A 17519-nucleotide genomic window follows, 5' to 3' on the forward strand; every position below is an offset into this window, starting at 1 on the left:
TTATATAATCTGTCAATGGACCTCGCTTCGGCGCACCCCGCGGCTATGCTTCCGACCGTGAGCACTGGCGAGAGCGGGCAGCACGTGGCCTCCGCCGTGCACGACCTGCTCGCCTCGTTCATCCGGCTCACCCCCCGGGACATGAGCCTGACCTCGGTCGCCGTGCTCTCCACGCTCGAGCGCACCGGTCCCCGCCGGATCACCGAACTGGCCCTCTCCGAGGGCGTCACCCAGCCCTCCGTCACCGCCCTGGTCGCCTCGCTCACCCGGGAGGGCTACGTCGAGCGCCGGAGCGACCCGGCCGACAAGCGGGTGGTGATGGTCGCCATCACCGAGGCCGGCGCCCGGTACCTGCACACCCGCCGCGCCGAGAGCACCGGGATCTTCGCCGACGCGGTCAACCGGCTCTCGGACGAGGAGGCAGCCGTGCTCGTCGCGGCGCTGCCTGTGGTCGAGCACCTGCGCGAGCTGGTCGACGAGCAGCGCAGCCTGCGCCAGGGCCGCAGGTAGCCGACCGCTCTCCGACGGCAGGCGCTGCTTCTGCCTAGCGCAGTTCCTTCGGCTCCTGCCCGCCGGCCGGCTCCGGCGCCGGCTCGATCAGCTGCGGCCCGTTGTTGCGCACGTTGTTGACCGCCGTGCTCACCGGGTCGGCCCGCATCCCGACCGTGGCCGGCACGAGCAGCTCGCGCGGGTCGCTCTCCCCGGTCTCGGGCGAGAGCCAGGCGTCGTAGCCGTCCGCGCGCACGAGCAGCGGCGCGCGGTCGTGGATGCGGCCGAGCTCGTCCGTGGCCTGCGTGGTCAGGACCGTGCAGCTCCACATCCACGCGTCCGGGTCGTCGCGCTCGCGCTCCGGATCCCGCCACAGCTCGTAGAGCCCGGCCATCGGCAGCGTGGAGCCGTCCGGGCGGTGGATGAAGTACGGCTGCTTGCGCGGCTTCCCGCCCGTCTCCGACTTCTCGGGCTGCGCCCATTCGTAGTAGCCGAGCGCCGGGAGGATGCACCGGCGCTTGGCGAAGGCCTTGCGGAACGACGGCTTGTCCGGCGCGCTCTCCACCCGTGCGTTGATCAACCGGTTCCCGATCGCCGGGTCCTTCGCCCAGGAGGGCACCAGGCCCCAGCGCAGCGTCCGCAGCTGCCGTTCCCGGACGACCGGCTCCTCGGCGCCTTCCTCGTCGCCCCGCCGCTCGCGGGTCAGCACGGCCAGGACCGGCTTGGTGGGCGCGACGTTGTAGTCCGGCTCCATCGCGCCTTCCACGGCGACCCGCTCGATGTCGAACTCCCGGGCCAGCTGCTGCGGGCTGTGCACCGCCACATAACGACCGCACATGCTCCGAGCCTAAGGTCCCCGCGCGGAAAGTGCCTGCGTAGCGCCGCGAGCCGACGCATGGTCCGCGGCGCCACGGACCCGCTACCTCAGCGGATCGACTCCGTGGACCGGGAGCCCGGTCGGCACGGCGGGATGCGGACCGGCGCCCGCTCCGGCAGCACGATCGCGGTCAGCAGCAGGCCGTCGTGGACGAGCCAGCGGCCGGAGAAGCCGGTCAACGCCCGGCCGTGCACCTCCGGACCGGCCACCCGCAGCTGCGCGGTGAAGGCGCCGGCTTCCGGATCCATCGACACCACCGCGTCGTCGAAGCCGAGCCAGCACCCGGCCAGCGGATACCAGGCCTTGTACACGGCCTCCTTCGCGCAGAACAGCAGCCGGTCCCAGCGCGTAGCCGGATCCCCGGCCAGCAGCTCGGAGACCATCGCCCGCTCGCGCGGCAGGCTGATCGCGTCCAGCACGCCCTCGGGCAGCGGCTTGTTCGGCTCGCTGTCGATGCCGATCGTCACCACCTGCCCCACCCGCCCGAGCACCGCGCCGCGATACCCGGCGCAGTGGGTGATGCTCCCGACGAGCCCGTGCGGCCACAGCGGATCCCCGCGCACCCCCTGCGGAATCGCGGCCGGCTCGGCTCCGAGCCGGGCCATGGCCTGCCGGGCGCACGAGCGTGCCGTGGCGAACTCGAGCCGGCGGCTCGGTACCGCGCGCGCCACGATCTCGTCTTCGCCCGGGTAGAGCGCCGCGTCCGGCGCGTCCTCCCGGGTGTCGACGGCGACGGCGGGTTCCGGCGCGATCGCGGCGATCAGCGCGCACGCCTCGGGTCCGCGCCACACCACAGATGACGGATTCGCCGTGTCCATACCCGCAGCCTAGAACGCGCGTCCCAGAGCCGGAATCTTCGAGTTCGAGTGCGGCCGTCCACCGCGCGCCCCGGCGGACGCGCTACCGGCCCGCCGCCGCGGCGCCGACGGCCTCGCGGCCGGTGCGCGCCGTCAACTGGCTGACCGAATGGGTGGCGACCCGCACCCGGCCCTCGTCGAGCACGTAATACGTCGGGTACCCCTCGTTGCCGAGCGCGTCGGCCATCAACTGGGCGTCAGGGCCGTGGACGAGCGTGGTGAGGCCGTGCAGGCGGCCGACGATCTCGTCGCGGTGGCCGCCCTCGCCGACGACCACGGCGAGCACGCTGTCCGCCGCCCCGGCGAATCCGGCCACGTAGGCCGCGGCGCGGGGCAGCTGTTCCATGCAGGCGCTGCAGGTGGCCGACATCAGGACCACCAGCTTCGCCCCCCGGGTCATCCAGTCCGCGTCGATGCTCCGACCCTCCTCGTCGTGCACCTGCGCGCCGGACACGACCGTGCCGGGCGCCGGCAGTCCCTCCTGGTTGCCCGCGGCACTGAGCCGCACCGTGTGGTCGCGGAGTTTGCGGATCACCGCCAAGGTCAGCAGCAGGTTGAGCAAGCCGAGTGCGCCCACGACGGCGACCGCCGCTGCGAGATAGGCCATGGTTCCTCGAGTCCTTTCCGTCACGGCAGTGCCGCTGCCGGAGGGCCCCGGCAGCGGCACTGAGTTCATGGAGCGAGTGAGGATCAGCCGCACCAGTAGTCGGCGTAGCAGATGACGCCGCTGGTCGACCGGCACAGCTGGGTGTAAGCGATCTCACAAGCCGGCTCGCTGGTGTAGACGCTCGTCGTCAGGCAGTAGTCGACGATGCAGGCGGCGGCGGTCTCCTTGGGCAGGAGCCGGGCGAGCATACGGTCGCCGAGCTTGAGCGCACGGTTCATACGTGACCTCGATTGCTTGGCCGGGCTTAGTGCCCGACGTGCGTCATCAGGCTACGACCATACACATACCAGTGTTCTACATCACCTTTACCCGCCGATATCCCCGCCCGCTACCGAAACGCTACCGAAAGCCTGACCGAGACGTTGAGCAGCGGCCGCGCGCCACGGACAATGGTTTTTCGTGATCCTCATCAGTCTCGCCGCGGGCGTCGCAGTCGTCATCGCGTGCGCGGCCGTGGTGAGGCGCCGGTTGCTGGTGGTCGTGGTCGACGGCGCCAGCATGGCCCCGGCGCTCGAACCCGGCGAACGCGTGCTGGTGCGCCGCCGCACGGCCGGAGTGTCGGTCGGCGACATCGTGGTCTTCCATCTGCCCGGTCGCGCCGCGGACGGCCAGGCGCGGCTGATCAAGCGGGTGACGGCGGTCCCGGGCGACGCGGTGCCGGCCAGCGTGCGCCGCGTCGTCGGCGCGAGCGAGCAGGACCGGGTTCCCGCGCACCGCCTCGTGGTGATCGGAGACGGCCCCGGCAGCGTGGATTCCCGGACCTGGGGCTACCTGCAGAGCTCCCACGTGATCGGCGTCGTGCTGCGATCCCTGGCGCCGAAGGGCTGAGCCCGCTCAGGCCACCGGGCCGCCGACCTTGGCGTCCGCGCCGGGCGCGGAACCGTGCCGGATGCAGTGCGCGAGGTGCTGCAGGGCCGGACCCGGGCTGAGACCGAGCTCGTCGCGCAACTGCGTCCGGCCGTCCTCGTAGCAGGCCAATGCCGCGTGCCGGTGGCCGAGCCCGAGGTAGGCGTGGATGAGGATCTCCCGGGCGCGCTCGTCCAGCGGGTTGGCGTCGACCTCCGGGCCGAGTTCCTCGAGCACCGACCAGAACCGGCCCAGTCGCAGGTCGAGCCGGGCCTTGTCCTCGACGGCGATCGAGCGCAGCCGGTTCAGCCGCACCGCGTGCATCTGGATGTCGTCGCAGGGCACGTCGGCGAACGCGGGTCCGCGCCACCACCGCAGCGCCTGCCCCAGCAGGTCGCAGGCCTTCTCCACCTCTCCGGCGGACGCCAGCGCCGAGGCCTGCTTGGCCTGCGCGGTGAACTCGTGCATGTCGCAGGCATAGGCCTCGCCGACCAGCTGGTAGCCGGGCGGCCTGGTCACCAGCAGGCTGCCGGCGCGCGAGCTGGCGACCGAGCCCAGCACCTTGCGCAACGCCGAGACGTGCCCCTGGACCTTGAGCACCGCGCTCGCGGGCGGGTTCTCCCGCCAGATCCGCTCCACGATCCGGCCGACCGGGACGACCGCGCCGTCACCGAGCACCAGAACGGCCAGCACGGCGCGCGTCTGCGGACTTCCCACCCGTACCTGCGTGCCCTCGATGGACAGCTCCATGGGGCCGAGGACGGAGACATTCACCGGCAGTGAGGTGTTCATCGATCGTCTTCGCCCCGCTCTGAAGTGACGAGTTGATAGCCCTCGGCCTGGGTCCGGAACAGCGCCGCGTAGCCGCCGTCCGCCGCCATCAGCGTGTCGTGGTCGCCCAGTTCGACCACCGTGCCCGCGCCCAGCACCGCGATGACGTCCGCCTGCCTGACCGCGGCGAGGCGGTGCGAGATCAACAGGCTGGTACGGCCGGCGCGCAGTTCGGCGAGCTTGCCGTGGATCTCCCGTTCGGCCGCGGCGTCCACCCCCGACGACGGCTCGTCGAGGATCAGCAGGTCGGCGTCCCGGCGCAGCAGCGCCCGCGCGAGCGCGACCCGCTGCCACTGCCCGCCGGACAGCGAGACGCCGCCGGCCCGGGCCTCCCCGGGCGGCACGGCCCGGGTGCCGCGGGCGGTGGTGAGGGCGGCCGGGGCAGCGGCGAACACGCGGCCGAGCATCGTGTCGTAGCCCTGAGGCAGCGACTCGATCACCTCGTGCACCCCGGCGGCCCGGGCGGCGGCGCGAAGGCGTTCGGGCCCTTGGGGATCGGACGCGTCCAGGGTCGAGACCTCGCCGACCGCGATGTTGTCGGCGGCGGTGAGCTGGTAGGTCATGTAGTCCTGGAACAGCACGCCGATGCGCCGGCGCAGCGCGACCGGGTCGAGGTCGCGGATGTCGGTGCCGTCCCAGGTGATCGTGCCCCGTTCGGGTTCGTACATGCGGCACAGCAGTTTGACGAGGGTCGACTTGCCGGCGCCGTTCAGGCCCACCAGCGCCAGGGAGCGGCCCGCGGGGATCACCAGGTTCACCCCGCGCAACACCCAGTCGTGGTCGGGGTGGTAGCGGAACCAGACGTCGCGCAGCTCCAGGCCCTCACACAGCGGCCCGGCCGCGGCGCCCGGCCCGTGCGCCGCGGACGACGCGGCGGCCCCCACGATGGCGTGGTAGTGCCCGTACAGGGCGAGGGCGGGCCCGACGTTGCCGATCTGGACGACCACGCTCGCCAGTGCGCCCTGCATGCCCGCGAGCGCCGCGGTGATCAGGGCGAGATCGCCGATCGTCGCGTGCCCGGCCCGGATCCGCGCGACGGTGGCGAACAGGGCGACCGTGGAGACGGCCGCGGTCAGCAGGCCGAGCGCGGTGTCGGTGCGCAGCGTCAGCTTGTCGACGGACCGTTCGCCCTGCTGCGAGGCGCGCACCTCGCCGAGCAGCCGGCCGCGGAACAGCGTGCCGAGGCCGAACAGGCGCATCTCGGTGGCGGCGCGCGGGTCGAGGATGAGCGTGGTGTAGAACACCTGGCGGCGCAGCATGGGGCTCATCCGCGCCTGCACGTCCACTCGGCGGCCGGAGAGCATCAGCTGGGCCGCCACCGCGGGAACCGCGGACAGCAGCACCAGCAGCGTGGTCAGCGGAGAGACGGACCACAGCGCGAGGCAGAACCCGATCGCGGTCACGGCCGGCTGCAGGGCGCCCAGGACGGCCTGCAGCAGTTGGGTCATGCCGCCGGTGGTCGCCTGCTGCGCCAGCTTGAGCCGGTCCTGGAAGCCGGGGTCTTCGAGTTCGGCGATACCGACCGGCGCGACGACCGCGCCGAAGAGCTCCGTCATGCCGATCTCGGTGGCACGCCGGGAGAGCTCGCGGTCCGCGTAGCGGCCGAGGTACTGGGCCGCCGCCACCGCGGCGCCGAGTGCGCACAGGGCCGCCAACGGCGCCGCCGTCGGCCCGATCGGCCGTTCGACCAGCCGGTTGACCACGAGCTTGGTCAGCCAGGCGACGACGACCGGGGCGAGACCCGCGGTCAGCGCGCACAGCAGCTTCGCGCTGAGCGCTCGCGGCGCGGCGCGCCACAGTTCGCGCAGCGCGGCCGGCAGCAGCCGGGCACGGCCCGCCGATTCCCCTCGCGGGCCCGGTCGTCCGCCCGCCTGTGCTTGAAGGCCACCCGAAGACATCTGTGCACCTCCCACCCGTGGCGACGACGATCAGCCCTCGTTCGCCCCGTTCCCGTTTTCGTCGTGGCGCCTGTAAGCGCTTCCACGCCCGCGCTAACGAGGATCACGTAGTTGCGCATCCGTGTCAATGGTCTGTGTAGTGTCTCAGGTGGCTGATGTGAAATGCCGCCGGGGAACGTCTCGTCCACCGCATGGCCGGAATGAAAGGACGATGAAAAAGCCGCAATTCACACAGACCCGCCTCGACCTGCGGGCAGTGCGCTCAACTGGTACGGAGCAGGTCCATCAGGTCGTCGAAGGCGGAGACGACGGTGACGCCCACGACCGCGCCGAACGCGCAAAGTGACACGCCCGCCGCCGAGAGCGAGTGCCCGTAGGGCGAGCCCGACGCGAGGCCCGCCACCGCCGCCGTCAGCAGCAGCGCGTTGCGCACGACGTGCTGCGCCGAGACCGGGGTCTCGGACGCGCCGAAGCAGTTGCACGACACCCGCCGCCCCGCCCTGACCGTGCGCACGAGCGTCACCGTGAACGCGGCGAGCAGCAGAGCCGCGGCGGCCAGGCCGAACCGGTTCGCACCGGGCGCGAGCGCGGTCAGGCAGATCGCCACCTCGAGCGCGCAGACGCCGACCGCCGTGACGCGGGCCAGGCGCCCGTGCAGGCCGGCCAGGCTGGTCACCGAAGCGGCGAAGCGCTCGAAGGCGGCCCGGCCGCGCAGCTTGCCGAATGCCGACACGCCGAAGACGCCGCAGATCAGCATGCTCAGACAGAGCGACGAGTAGGCCACCGCGCAACCCCCTTCCGGCAGGCCGGTGCGGCCGCCGACTCCAGCAGATTCGCGTACTGCGATGCGCGGTGTCAATCGCCCGGGTAGCTCGGTGCATGAGTAACGACGGTCAGATATCAAGTGACACGCGAAAAGGTGAGCCGAGTGGCCGCGACTTCCCTGACGTGCTCCGGCGCAGGCGCCCGAAACGAATCAGGCCCCCGAAGAATCGGAGGCCTGAACTGCGATGAAGCTGGTGGACGATACTGGGATTGAACCAGTGACCTCTTCCGTGTCAGGGAAGCGCTCTCCCGCTGAGCTAATCGTCCGCGGTTCCTGGATCACTCCGGAACTACAGAGCGGACGACGGGATTTGAACCCGCGACCCTCACCTTGGCAAGGTGATGCTCTACCACTGAGCCACGTCCGCATGTTGCCTGGGGATCTTGGCTTTCGCTGCGCTCCCTGGCGACGAGTAGAACTCTAGCGGATCCCGGGGGTGGAATGCACATCCGGCGTTCACCTGGGTGTTCAGCCGCGTCGCTGGGCCGGACGAGTGAATGGATGAGTAGGTTAGGGCGCGGGTCGCCGGGCGGTGGCCGCGAGGCGCCTACGCTGCGTCGACATGACCAGCCTGACTACTCCGAAAGAGACCGGGCGCGGCGCGGACATCCCGGCGCCGCGCGGTGGACAGGGCGTGCGCCTGCTGGTGCTGGGCGTCGACGAGGATGCCCGACTGCTCCGGGAACGCGCCGCCGCCGCGGGGTTCGAACTGGCCCAGCGTTATTCGGCGCGCGTCTCGCACGTCGCCTACGGCGCGGGGGTGGATCCGCAGGACGGCCGCTACGCCAAGATCCGCGACGCGGGCCTCGCCCTGCTGCCGATCCAGACCTGCGCGGCGGAGCTCGGCCTCGCCAAGCCGGCCGAGCCGCCGGTGCCGCCGGTGCCGGCGCAAGCCGAGCCCCGGCTGGAGGAGCGGCAGCCGGCGCGGGAACGGGAGCCGAAGCACGAGTCGGAGCCGGCGTCCGAGCCCGAGTCGGACGAGTTCCCCGAGGACGACCTGCTCGACGAGCCGGGCGGCCCGGACCCGCTGGCCTACCCGCCGCTGGACGAAGAGGAGCCGGGCGAGCCGAGGCCCGAGGAGCTCGACCCGACCGCCGTCGCCCTCGCCGCGGCCGCCATCGGCGTGGACCGGTGGCCGACGGACTTCGAGGTCGTCGAGATCATCGAGGTGGTCGAGACCGACGAAGCCGATGAAGCCGATGAAGCCGACGAGTCCGTCGAGGTCGAGCAGGACACGGATACGGCCGTCGCCCCCGCCACCGAGCCGGCCGCAGAGGACGAAGACGACGAGGACGAAGACGAGGACGACGAGGACGACGAGACGCTCGAAGACATCGAGGTCCACGAAGAGGTCGCCCTCGTCGACCCGGTCATCGACGGCGAAGCCGTCGCGGCCCCGACGCCGGGCCCGCGCCTGCTCGTGCTCTCCGTCGTCTGGGCGCTCATCCCGCTGATCAGCCTCGGTCTGCTCACCCCGCTCGCCTTCGGCTACGCCGCCGTCCGGACCCGCTCGCGGCTCTACGCCGCGGCGACCCTGGGCTACGCCTTGGCCGTCGTCCTCGCCTTCGCGCTCTCGGCGGAGCACCCGCAGCCCGGCTCCACCGCCAACGGCACCGGCGGCCTGCTCACCTTCGCCCTCGCGCTGTCCTGGCTCGGCGGCACCGGCCACGCGCTCAGCGCCCGGACGCGGGTCTTCGGCAAGGGCTGAAGCGCGCTCGACGGATCGTCAGCTGACCACGCCGTGCCCGCGGTGAATGATCCCCGCGGGGCCGGCGTCAGCTGTTGTGTCGTTGCCGGATCTTGATCGGGCCGAAGACGGGGTGCCCGTTGACGATCACCGTCGGCGCGCCGGGAGCCGGCGTGCCGGCCGCCTTGTTGCTGATGCGGGCGGTGTTCGTGCTGGACGGACTTATCTGGGCCGCCCAGCCGTCCGGCAGGATCAGCCGGATCCATCCGGTCTTGGTCACCGCTTCGACCTCGATCTGCTCGTAGGCGCAGGTCGCCTGCGTGAAGTCGATGGTGATGATGCCCGACTTGGTCTCCGCGAGAATCTTGCGCGGGACGGTCCAGTGACCGGCCTGCTTGAGGTTGGGCGCTGTAGTTCTGAGCACCAGGGTCTCGGGCTCCGGCAGGGCTGATCGGGATGCCGGCAGCAGGGGAGCGGTGGGGAGGTCGGCCGTTATCACCCGCAGCTCGCCGTATGTGCGCGCGAGATAAGCCTGCTCCAGCCGCTCGTCCAGCTCGGCGAGATCGATGCGGCCCTCGGCGGCGGCGGAACGAAGCCGCTCGGCCGTAGCCTCGCGGTCCGCATCCGCCGCGCGCACCTCGTCCGCCGGGAGTGCAGGCGGCGTCTGTCCGTCCGGGTCGCTCATCGCACCCTCAAATCAGGAAGCTGGCATGGCACCATGCCGTCATGGTACCGAGCGGCGCTCCACCGTGCTGCCTGCCGTCCCCGGGTGGCGACTGAGCCGGATCGCCGTGCCGGGGCGAAGAATCCGCGTAGGGCACGCAACCCTATTGAAGTGTCCTGACTCTAGTTGTCGACCTGGTCAGAACGAAAGGCGGAGCAATGCAGCGAAGAACCGAGTTCGCCGAGTACGCACGGGCCCGGCAGGGGCACCTGCTTCGCACGGCCTACCTCCTGTGCGGCGATCCGCACCAGGCGCAGGATCTGGCGCAGGAGGCGCTCACGAACCTGTGCCGCTTCTGGTCGCGGGCCAGCCGGGCCGACTCCGTGGACGCCTATGCGCGGCGGGTGCTGGTCAACGCCTTCCTGGCGAACGAGCGCAAGCTCAAGCGCGAGCGGGATACGCACATCGCGCTCGCGCTCGACGCGCCGCCGCCACGCTCCGAGGATTCGGACCTGCGGCTCGAACTCCTGGCCGGCTTGGCCCAGCTGGGGAAGCGGGGCAGGGCGGTGCTCGTACTGCGCTTCTGGGAGGACCTGAGCGTCGAGGCGACCGCGGCCGTGCTGTCCTGCAGCGTCGGGACCGTCAAGAGCCAGACGTCGCGGTCGTTGGTACGGCTGCGCGAGGTGCTCGGCGCCGATTGGGTCGGCAGCATGCCGGCCGAGTAGGCCTCCGTCGCGATCCCAGGTAAGCCCGTGTTCTTATGATGAAAGAAGGATGCTGCGACATGCAGGACGATCAGCTGGAGATCGGCGAGGCTCAGGTACGGAGCCTGTTCGAGACGATTTCGGACGGATATCAACCATCTGCGGATCTAGTCCCCGGCGCCTTAGCGGCAGCCAGACGGGCGACGCTGCGGCGTACGGTCGGCTACACCCTGGGCGCGGGCGTGCTGGCGGCGGTCGGCTCCCTGGCCATCGTCCTTCCGGGCAGCGGCACGGGTGCGTCGAGGTCGGCCACCACGAGTTCCACCGGCACGGGTGCGTCGAGGTCGGCCACCACGAGTTCCACCGGCGCGGCGACGGTCGTTTCGTCCGCGATCGGTCGGCAGTGCACCGGCGCCTATCTGCCCTGGACCTCCGGATCCGACGCGTCCTTCTACGGCAAGGGCAGCAACAGCCAGCGGGCCACGATCTGCGAGCAGGATCTTCATGCGCTCGCGCAGCTGCTGCCGGGTTTCAAGGTCTCGCAGAGCTCGGAGCCCTATAGCGCGGCGCTCAACGAGATGATGCCGGACCAGGTCGCGCAGCTGGGTTCCGGGATGAAGCCGGACACGCCCGTCCTCAACCCGTGGCAGTACGACGTGGACAGCCACGACACGCCGGGGATCCTCATGATCGAGTACTCGCGCGACGCCGACGGGCTCGAGTTCTGCAACCCGTGCTCGCTGAACACGCGGCTGGCGCACGGTTTCACGCTGGTCGACACCATCAAGGACTCGGCGTCCGGCAAGGCGGACGCGGTCGTCGGCGTGCAGCTCAAGACGCCGCAGGGCGAGGACGTCATCGTCTACCTCGGTGCGGGGTCGAACCGCGGCGCGCCCGCGATCGACCTGGTCAAGCTGGCCGAGAACTCCGCTTTCACCGCCATGCTGGCCGCCGACCTGGACATCATCGGCGACAACTGAGCCCGCGGCCACGGATACGGCTACGTCCGGCGACAGGGTGCTTCGATCCGGTAGCCGTCGGCCCGGTGCGCTGTCACGATGACGCCATGGGGTCTAGCACCGGGGTACCGGTCAACATGCTCACGCTCCAGATCCTGCCGGCCGGTTCGGAACGGTATTTCGACGGCAGCAGGCCCGTCACGATCGGCCGCGACACGGCGGCCGACGTGGTCGTCCTCGACGCCTCGACCTCCCGGCAGCATGCCGTGCTGCGGCTCGAAGGCGCGCGCTGGGTCTTCGAGGACCGCGAATCGTCCAACGGCAGCTTCCTCGACGGGGAGCGGATAGGCCGGCTGTCGGTGGACCGGGCGATGATCCTGTCGCTCGGGTCGCAGGACGGCGGCTGCCGGATACGGCTGGTGCCGCCGACGCCGGGCGGCGCGCTCGACCCGCACACCCCCACTGTGCCGGTGTTCGCCGGCGCGTCCACCGCTCCGGGCACCTTCACCGGCACCTACCGCACGTCCTCTCGCGTGCGGATCGGACGGGCGCTCGACAACGACATCGTGGTCGACGACCTGCTCGCCTCGCGGCACCACGCCGAGCTGCGCACCGCGCACGACGGCGCCTTCGAGCTGGTCGATCTCGGCAGTCACAACGGCACTTACGTCGACGGCCGGCGGGTGAACGGGCGGCAGCGGCTGCGCGAGGGCGCGCTCGTCGCCGTCGGGCACACCCTGCTCCGGCTGCAGCACGGCACGCTCGAGGAGTACGTGGACGCGGGGGAGGCCTCGTTCGCGGCACTCGGGCTCACCGTGAACGCCGGTCGCAGGGTTCTGCTCGACGAGGTGAGCTTCGCGCTCGAAGGCGGGCAGTTCCTGGCCGTGCTCGGGCCGACCGGCGCCGGCAAGTCGACCCTTCTCAAGGCCCTGACCGGTTCGCGGCCGGCCGACCGCGGATCAGTGCTCTACAACGGCCGGGACGTCTACGGCTCGTATGCCGAGCTGCGCAACCGGATCGGCTACGTGCCGCAGGACGACATCCTGCACCCGGAGCTGACCGTCAAGGCCGCGCTGGACTACGCCGCCCGGCTGCGCTTCCCGCCCGACGTGCCGGCCGCCGAGCGCGCCGCGCGGGTGGCCGAGGTGATGACCGAGCTCGGGCTCGAGCACCGGGCCGACGTGCGGGTGGCCTCGCTCTCCGGCGGCCAGCGCAAGCGCACCTCGGTGGCGATCGAGCTGCTCACCCGGCCCTCGCTGCTGATTCTGGACGAGCCGACCTCCGGCCTCGACCCCGGCTACGAGAAGAGCGTCATGCAGCTGCTGCGCGATCTCGGCGACGGCGGCCGCACCGTGCTCACGGTCACCCACTCGATCCAGAGCCTTGATATGTGCGACCGGATCCTGTTCCTCGCGCCGGGCGGGCAGACGGCGTACTTCGGGCCGCCCGCGCGCACGCTCGGGTACTTCGGGCAGCCGGGCTATCCGGAGGTCTTCCAGCAGCTCGACCGCGAAACCGCGGGCGCGGCGAAGCAGGCCTTCGCGGACTCCGAGATCAACCGCGAGTACGTGGCCGAACCGCTTGCGGCGCAACGCGATCGGATGCAGCTGGCCGCCGCGCATCCGGAGGCGCCGCGGCGCAACCCGCACTCCTGGCGGCAACTCGGCACGCTGATGCGCCGCTACCTCGCGCTGATCTCCGCGGACAAACGCAATACCCTGCTCCTGTTCGCGCAGGCGCCGGTGCTCGGGCTGCTCATGCTCGCCGCGTTCGGCAAGGACAACCTGGTGCCGGGCACGGCCGGGGCCGCGAGCAACTCGACCACGGTGCTGCTCGCGCTCACCCTCGCCGCCAGTTATCTGGGCGCGGCCAACTCGATCCGGGAGATCGTCAAGGAGCGGCCGATCCTGACCAGGGAACGCTCGGTCGGGCAGTCCGCGGCGGCCTACATCCTCAGCAAAGCCCTGATCCTCGGCGTGATCACCGTCGTCGAGTCGTTCGTGCTCACCTTCCTGGCGCTGCTGCGCCAGGGCGGCCCGGCGCACGGCGCGCTCCTTCTCGACGGGAAGCTCGAGGTGGCCATCGGGGTCTCGCTGGCCGGTCTGAGCGCGATGGCGCTGGGATTGATGGTCTCCGCCCTGTCCGGCAACGCGGACAAGGTCATGACGATCCTGCCGGTGATCCTGTTCGCCCAGTTCGTGCTCAGCGGCTCGGCGTTCCCGGTGCGCGGGACGGCCGGTCTGGATCAGATCTCGTATTTGTCGAGCGCCCGCTGGGGCTACTCGGCCGCCGCCGCGACGGTCGACCTGGACAAGCTGCTGCAGGACGGGTGCAACGGCCAGCACGCGCCGTCCGGGGCGGTCATGGCCTCGCAGTGCGACCCCGCGCACGCGCCGACGAAACGGGCCTGGACCGAGGACGTCGCGCTCCTCGGCGCCCTGACCGTGCTGGAGCTGATCGGCGCCGGGATCGCGATCCGGCCGATCGGGCGTCCCCGGCGCAGCTAGGAGCTGTACGGGCGCGGCCGAGCACGCCCGGTCAGAGCCAGCCGCGGTCCCGCGCCGCCGCGCCGGCCTGGAACCGGGTGCTCACCCCGAGCTCCTGCAACAGGGCACTGATACGACGCTGGGTGGTGCGGGCGGACCAGCCGAGGGCGCGCGAGACCGCCTCGTCGGTCAGGCCGGCCGCGAGCAGGCTCAGCAGCGACCGGGTCCGCTCGTCCGGCTGGTCGAGCTGGTCCGGGGACCGGCGCGGGCCGGCCACCAGCGGCACCGCCTGCGACCATTCGTGCTCGAACAAGGCGGCCAGCGCCCGCAGCAGCGGGCCGGAGCGGATCACGAAGGCGCTCTCCGCGCCGTCGGCGGGAATCGGCAGCACCGCCACCGCGTCGTCCGCGAGCACCAGCTTGACCGGCAGGTTCGCCCGGACCCTGGCCTGCTCGCCGGACGCGGCACCGGCCAGCACGTCGCCCTGGAACCGGCCCGGCCAGGCCAGCGCCTCGCGGCTGTAGACGGTGCGGTAGCCGACCCCCTCCCGGCGCTGGCGGGCCGGCTGGGCCGGCCGCTCGAACTGCCCTTGCGGGTACGGCGGCCGGTCCAGGCAGCGCACCTCGCGCTGGGCCGCGTCGTAGAGCCGGCTGATCCGCAGCGCCACGGCGGCGCCGCCGCTGACCACCTCGATCGCCGCGCCCTCGTCCTGGGTGGCGCCGGCGTCGCGGAAGAGCTGGGTGAGCCGGTGCATCTCGGTCTTGGCCGCGCTCAGCCGCTCCTCCTGGCGGCCGATCAGCTCGCCCAGCGCCACATCGGGCGCGGCGGCCTCGTACCGCGGCGGCCGGCCGTGGCGCACCGCGAGGCCGTCCTGCACGAGCCGCAGCAGCACCCCCGCGGTCTGCGTCTCGGTCATGCCGCAGTCGGCGGCCAGACGGGCCGCGTCCGCCCCCGGCCGCGTCATCAGGGCCTGGTAGACCGTGATCTCGCGGCTGGACAGGCCGACCGCTTCGAGCATGTTCCCCTCCTGCGTCCCCTGACGGAGCCATCGCTCCACCGCACCCGCGTCGCGGGCGAGCATACGACATGCGACCGAAGATTCCCCGCGTCGCGCGGCGCGCCTCACATGAGCGCGCGCAGGATCCGGTCGAGGAACAGATCGCACGCATCCTCGTCGTACCACAGCTCCTCGCTGACCACGATCAGATCCGCCTCTATGCGCCGCCCCCATTTCCGGTCCAGCGGCAGCATCGCCACCTGGAGGCGGAACGGCGCGCTGGTGCGGCCGAGTTCCTGCTCGATCCGTTCGACCGTCCGGCCGGCCGTCCCGCCGTGGTCGCGCCGCCTGAGGCGCCGGTCGCGGAACTCCTCGAAGCGCTTGCGGTGCCAGTCGTGCGCCTCGTCCACGACGGCGTCGAACAGGGCCCGCAGCGCGGTCCCCGGCTCCGGCGGGTCCATCGACTGGACCGAGGAGACGTCAGGCTGCTGACTCCATCGGTCGATCGTGACGGCCCGCTCCCACCAGGCGCTCCACTCCTCGGCCGCCGCGGCGGTCGCGTGCGCCACGAGCTCGGCGCGCAGCGGCACGGCCGGGGCCAGCGGCGGCAGCGGGTAGTCGGCCGGCGCCGCGAGGCCGGCGGCGTCGCGCACGTACAGCAGGGTACTGAGGTGGCGGTCCGGGCCGGAGTTCCGGATCTCCCAGCTCAACGTGTTCCCGTGTCTCATGACTCGACGATAAGCTCCCGACTCATCCGGTGGAAGGACTCTGCTTCACCCCGGCGCCGGCCGGGGGCAGGGTGTTCTGGTAGGCGAACAGGGCGAGCTGGGTCAGCACCGTCGCCGCCTGGGCCGAGTTCAGCTCGCCGAACGGGATCTGCAGCACGAACGTGCGGTTGCCGTCCGCCAGCACGAGCTCGGTCTCACCGCCCGAGGCCGACGCGGTGGCCGTGGCCGAGGCCGTCGCCGACGGGATCGCCGAGGCCGAAGCCGGGGCGGCGGAGGACGAGGCGGCCGCCGTGGCCGGGACGCTCACCGTCTGCGGCTCCACGATCAGCGTCGCGGGATGGCCGCCGACCGAGATCTGCGCGGCGGTCGCGCCGTTCTCAGCGTCCTGCTCCGCGGTGTCCGCGGCCCGGCTCACCGCGTTCGCGGCGGTGTCGTAGGTGGCGATGGCGATCTCCACCGCTCCGTCGCTCTGCCGGCCGAAGGAGTCGAGCCCGACGCCGAAGATGCACGCCACCCGCCCGGTGCGTTCGATGGTGGGCAGCGCCGCGTAGGAGGCGTACTTGGTGCCGGTGGCCACGCCGGCCCCGAAGACGTTCTCCAACTGGGCCTGCGTGAGCATCGCCGAGCAGGTGCGCGGCAGCGCGCTCGCCGCCACCACCGGTCCGGACAGCGGCGAGTACGAGGTGGGCCGCGCCGACGTGCTTACCGCCGCGACCTCCGTTGCCGGGGCGGTCGCGGCCGTGCGCGAGGACGAATGCAGCAGCGCGCAGCCGCTCAGCGCGAGCATCGCGCCGGAGCCGGCGGCCATTGCGGTGAGCAGGCGAGTGCGCACGGCTCGACACGCTACTCCGCACACGGCGCGCAGGGGATCAGCGGGTTTATATCGGGCCGGCCGCCGTCAGTCCTGCGGCCGGATCTCGAACATCGGCTGGGTCGCCGAGAAGCGCGCCTCCACCGAGGCCCGCACCTCCTGCGAGGCCGGCTCCAGGTCGAGCACCGGCGGTTCCGGCGAGCTGCTGCCGAACCCGCCGCCGCCCGCCGCCGCGCGCGGCTGGAACACCGCGTGCGGGGGCCGGTGCACCTCGGTCTGCATCAGCCCGGAGTCGGCCAGCTCGATCAGCCCGGTGATCCGGGCGCCGAGCGCCTCCGCGTAGTCCTGAGCCCGGGTCAGCGCCTCGCCGACGGCCCGGGTCCTGGCCTTGCGGTACACCGGCGAGGTGCGCCGCAGCCGCCAGCGCGGGCCCTCCAGGTGCGCGGCCTCCAGGTCCGCCACCCGCGAGACGATCTCGCCGAGCGCGGCGAAGTCCGCTATCGACACCTCCACCCGCACCACGCCGCGGTAGGCCCGGACCTTCTCGTCCCGGCCGCCCTTGCGCACCTCCGGGTGCACGGCCACCCCGGAGGACTCCACCTTCTCCACCGAGTCGCCGTAGGAGCGCAGCAGTTCGAGCACTTCGTCGTTGCGCTTGACCAGTCGTTCGAAAGCCTCGCGCCGGTCCTTCGCCTGCGCCGAGACCACCACGGTCAGGTCCACCAGTTCCGGTTCCACCGTCAGCAGCGCCTCACCGCGCACGCTGATTACCGCCGGGGAGCCCACCTGCTCCACTACGGCCGAGGCGCCCGCGCGGGCGGGGTCGTGGGCATGGTCCATGACGTCCGCACTCCATTCGTCCTGACCTTCGAGGGCACGGCAAGGGCTCCAGGCCGTGCCTGCGTCGACCCGTGTTCGCACGTCCTTCGCCGTCTGGTCCGACGCTAGCGGAACACGGCGCCCTCGTGAGGTCGGGCGGGCCGAGTGCTGCGAATTCGAAATATGATTCGCCGTTCAGCCTCCGGCGACGGCCCGGCCGGCCGCGCGGCGGGCGCGCGCCGAACGGCCGCGGAACCGGAGCGCCGCGGCCGGGAATGGCCGCGCCGCCTCGATCGTTGGCAGACTAGAGAGGGAAGGGCGCCTTCGTGCGCCCGCGTCCCGCTTCCGCGCGAGCGTCTTGGCCGCCGCGGAC

The 17519-nt window shown here is 72.0% G+C and carries 18 protein-coding genes and 2 tRNA genes; 6 read left to right on the forward strand and 14 right to left on the reverse strand.

Translation table 11 applies throughout. The features are described 5' to 3' along the window. The first annotated feature begins 57 nt into the window (after window positions 1-57). Complete coding sequence (locus ACTRO_RS34355; RefSeq protein WP_245594579.1) at window positions 58-510, forward strand: MarR family winged helix-turn-helix transcriptional regulator; 453 nt, start codon at window positions 58-60, stop codon at window positions 508-510. Window positions 511-544: 34 nt separating this feature from the next. On the opposite strand, the gene ACTRO_RS34360 is transcribed toward ACTRO_RS34355, so the two are convergent. The 4 genes from ACTRO_RS34360 to ACTRO_RS34375 form a co-directional block, all read right to left on the reverse strand. Next, on the reverse strand, window positions 545-1327 hold the full coding sequence (locus tag ACTRO_RS34360) for an SOS response-associated peptidase (protein ID WP_034269937.1): 783 nt from the start codon (window positions 1325-1327) through the stop codon (window positions 545-547). Between the two features lie 86 nt (window positions 1328-1413). Further along, the gene (locus tag ACTRO_RS34365; protein WP_157436601.1) at window positions 1414-2184 is read right to left on the reverse strand and encodes a 4'-phosphopantetheinyl transferase family protein; all 771 of its coding nucleotides are present in this window, start codon (window positions 2182-2184) and stop codon (window positions 1414-1416) included. An 82-nt stretch (window positions 2185-2266) separates the two neighbouring features. Continuing rightward, window positions 2267-2830, reverse strand: coding sequence for a TlpA family protein disulfide reductase (locus ACTRO_RS44320; RefSeq protein WP_051451815.1), 564 nt, complete (start codon window positions 2828-2830; stop codon window positions 2267-2269). An 83-nt stretch (window positions 2831-2913) separates the two neighbouring features. Then, window positions 2914-3108 carry a hypothetical protein gene (locus ACTRO_RS34375; protein WP_034269940.1) on the reverse strand — a complete coding sequence of 65 codons (195 nt, stop codon included), beginning with the start codon at window positions 3106-3108 and terminating at the stop codon, window positions 2914-2916. 181 nt (window positions 3109-3289) lie between these two features. Between ACTRO_RS34375 and lepB the strand changes: the two genes are divergently transcribed. Next, window positions 3290-3718, forward strand: a complete 429-nt coding sequence (gene lepB, locus ACTRO_RS34380; RefSeq protein WP_051451816.1) for a signal peptidase I — start codon at window positions 3290-3292, stop codon at window positions 3716-3718. A gap of 6 nt (window positions 3719-3724) precedes the next feature. On the opposite strand, the gene ACTRO_RS34385 is transcribed toward lepB, so the two are convergent. From ACTRO_RS34385 to ACTRO_RS34405, 5 genes are all read right to left on the reverse strand, one after another. After that, window positions 3725-4528: an AfsR/SARP family transcriptional regulator gene (locus tag ACTRO_RS34385; protein ID WP_034269943.1), complete on the reverse strand. Its 804-nt coding sequence runs from the start codon at window positions 4526-4528 to the stop codon at window positions 3725-3727. Next, complete coding sequence (locus tag ACTRO_RS34390; RefSeq protein WP_051451817.1) at window positions 4525-6465, reverse strand: ABC transporter ATP-binding protein; 1941 nt, start codon at window positions 6463-6465, stop codon at window positions 4525-4527. The genes ACTRO_RS34385 and ACTRO_RS34390 overlap by 4 nt, the downstream gene beginning before the upstream one ends. A gap of 262 nt (window positions 6466-6727) precedes the next feature. Further along, on the reverse strand, window positions 6728-7249 hold the full coding sequence (locus ACTRO_RS44325) for a MauE/DoxX family redox-associated membrane protein (protein ID WP_051451818.1): 522 nt from the start codon (window positions 7247-7249) through the stop codon (window positions 6728-6730). 233 nt (window positions 7250-7482) lie between these two features. After that, window positions 7483-7557 (reverse strand) — tRNA-Val (locus tag ACTRO_RS34400). A 29-nt stretch (window positions 7558-7586) separates the two neighbouring features. After that, window positions 7587-7658: transfer RNA gene (locus ACTRO_RS34405), tRNA-Gly, on the reverse strand. Between the two features lie 195 nt (window positions 7659-7853). Between ACTRO_RS34405 and ACTRO_RS34410 the strand changes: the two genes are divergently transcribed. Next, window positions 7854-8999, forward strand: a complete 1146-nt coding sequence (locus ACTRO_RS34410; protein ID WP_034269945.1) for a hypothetical protein — start codon at window positions 7854-7856, stop codon at window positions 8997-8999. Window positions 9000-9066: 67 nt separating this feature from the next. On the opposite strand, the gene ACTRO_RS34415 is transcribed toward ACTRO_RS34410, so the two are convergent. Next, entirely contained in the window at window positions 9067-9663 is a 597-nt protein-coding gene (locus ACTRO_RS34415) for a DUF1707 SHOCT-like domain-containing protein (RefSeq protein WP_051451819.1), read from the reverse strand. A gap of 197 nt (window positions 9664-9860) precedes the next feature. On the opposite strand from ACTRO_RS34415, the gene ACTRO_RS34420 reads away from it, so the two are divergent. From ACTRO_RS34420 to ACTRO_RS34430, 3 genes are all read left to right on the forward strand, one after another. Then, entirely contained in the window at window positions 9861-10367 is a 507-nt protein-coding gene (locus ACTRO_RS34420; RefSeq protein WP_034269947.1) for a SigE family RNA polymerase sigma factor, read from the forward strand. A 59-nt stretch (window positions 10368-10426) separates the two neighbouring features. Beyond that, the gene (locus tag ACTRO_RS34425; RefSeq protein WP_034269949.1) at window positions 10427-11326 is read left to right on the forward strand and encodes a hypothetical protein; all 900 of its coding nucleotides are present in this window, start codon (window positions 10427-10429) and stop codon (window positions 11324-11326) included. Between the two features lie 86 nt (window positions 11327-11412). Further along, entirely contained in the window at window positions 11413-13812 is a 2400-nt protein-coding gene (locus ACTRO_RS34430) for an ATP-binding cassette domain-containing protein (protein ID WP_084316730.1), read from the forward strand. Window positions 13813-13843: 31 nt separating this feature from the next. Here ACTRO_RS34430 and ACTRO_RS34435 read toward each other — a convergent pair whose 3' ends face one another. From ACTRO_RS34435 to ACTRO_RS34450, 4 genes are all read right to left on the reverse strand, one after another. Beyond that, window positions 13844-14809 (reverse strand): TrmB family transcriptional regulator, encoded by a 966-nt coding sequence (locus ACTRO_RS34435; protein ID WP_034269952.1) that lies wholly within the window; start codon window positions 14807-14809, stop codon window positions 13844-13846. Between the two features lie 104 nt (window positions 14810-14913). Further along, window positions 14914-15516 (reverse strand): hypothetical protein, encoded by a 603-nt coding sequence (locus ACTRO_RS34440; RefSeq protein WP_157436602.1) that lies wholly within the window; start codon window positions 15514-15516, stop codon window positions 14914-14916. Window positions 15517-15538: 22 nt separating this feature from the next. Beyond that, window positions 15539-16348: a hypothetical protein gene (locus tag ACTRO_RS34445; RefSeq protein WP_157436603.1), complete on the reverse strand. Its 810-nt coding sequence runs from the start codon at window positions 16346-16348 to the stop codon at window positions 15539-15541. A gap of 66 nt (window positions 16349-16414) precedes the next feature. Then, a complete protein-coding gene (locus ACTRO_RS34450) occupies window positions 16415-17167 on the reverse strand; it encodes an SIMPL domain-containing protein (RefSeq protein WP_063628125.1) in 753 nt (250 codons plus the stop codon). Between the last annotated feature and the right edge of the window lie 352 nt (window positions 17168-17519).

The organism is Actinospica robiniae DSM 44927 (genome assembly GCF_000504285.1).
Taxonomy (GTDB): domain Bacteria; phylum Actinomycetota; class Actinomycetes; order Streptomycetales; family Catenulisporaceae; genus Actinospica; species Actinospica robiniae.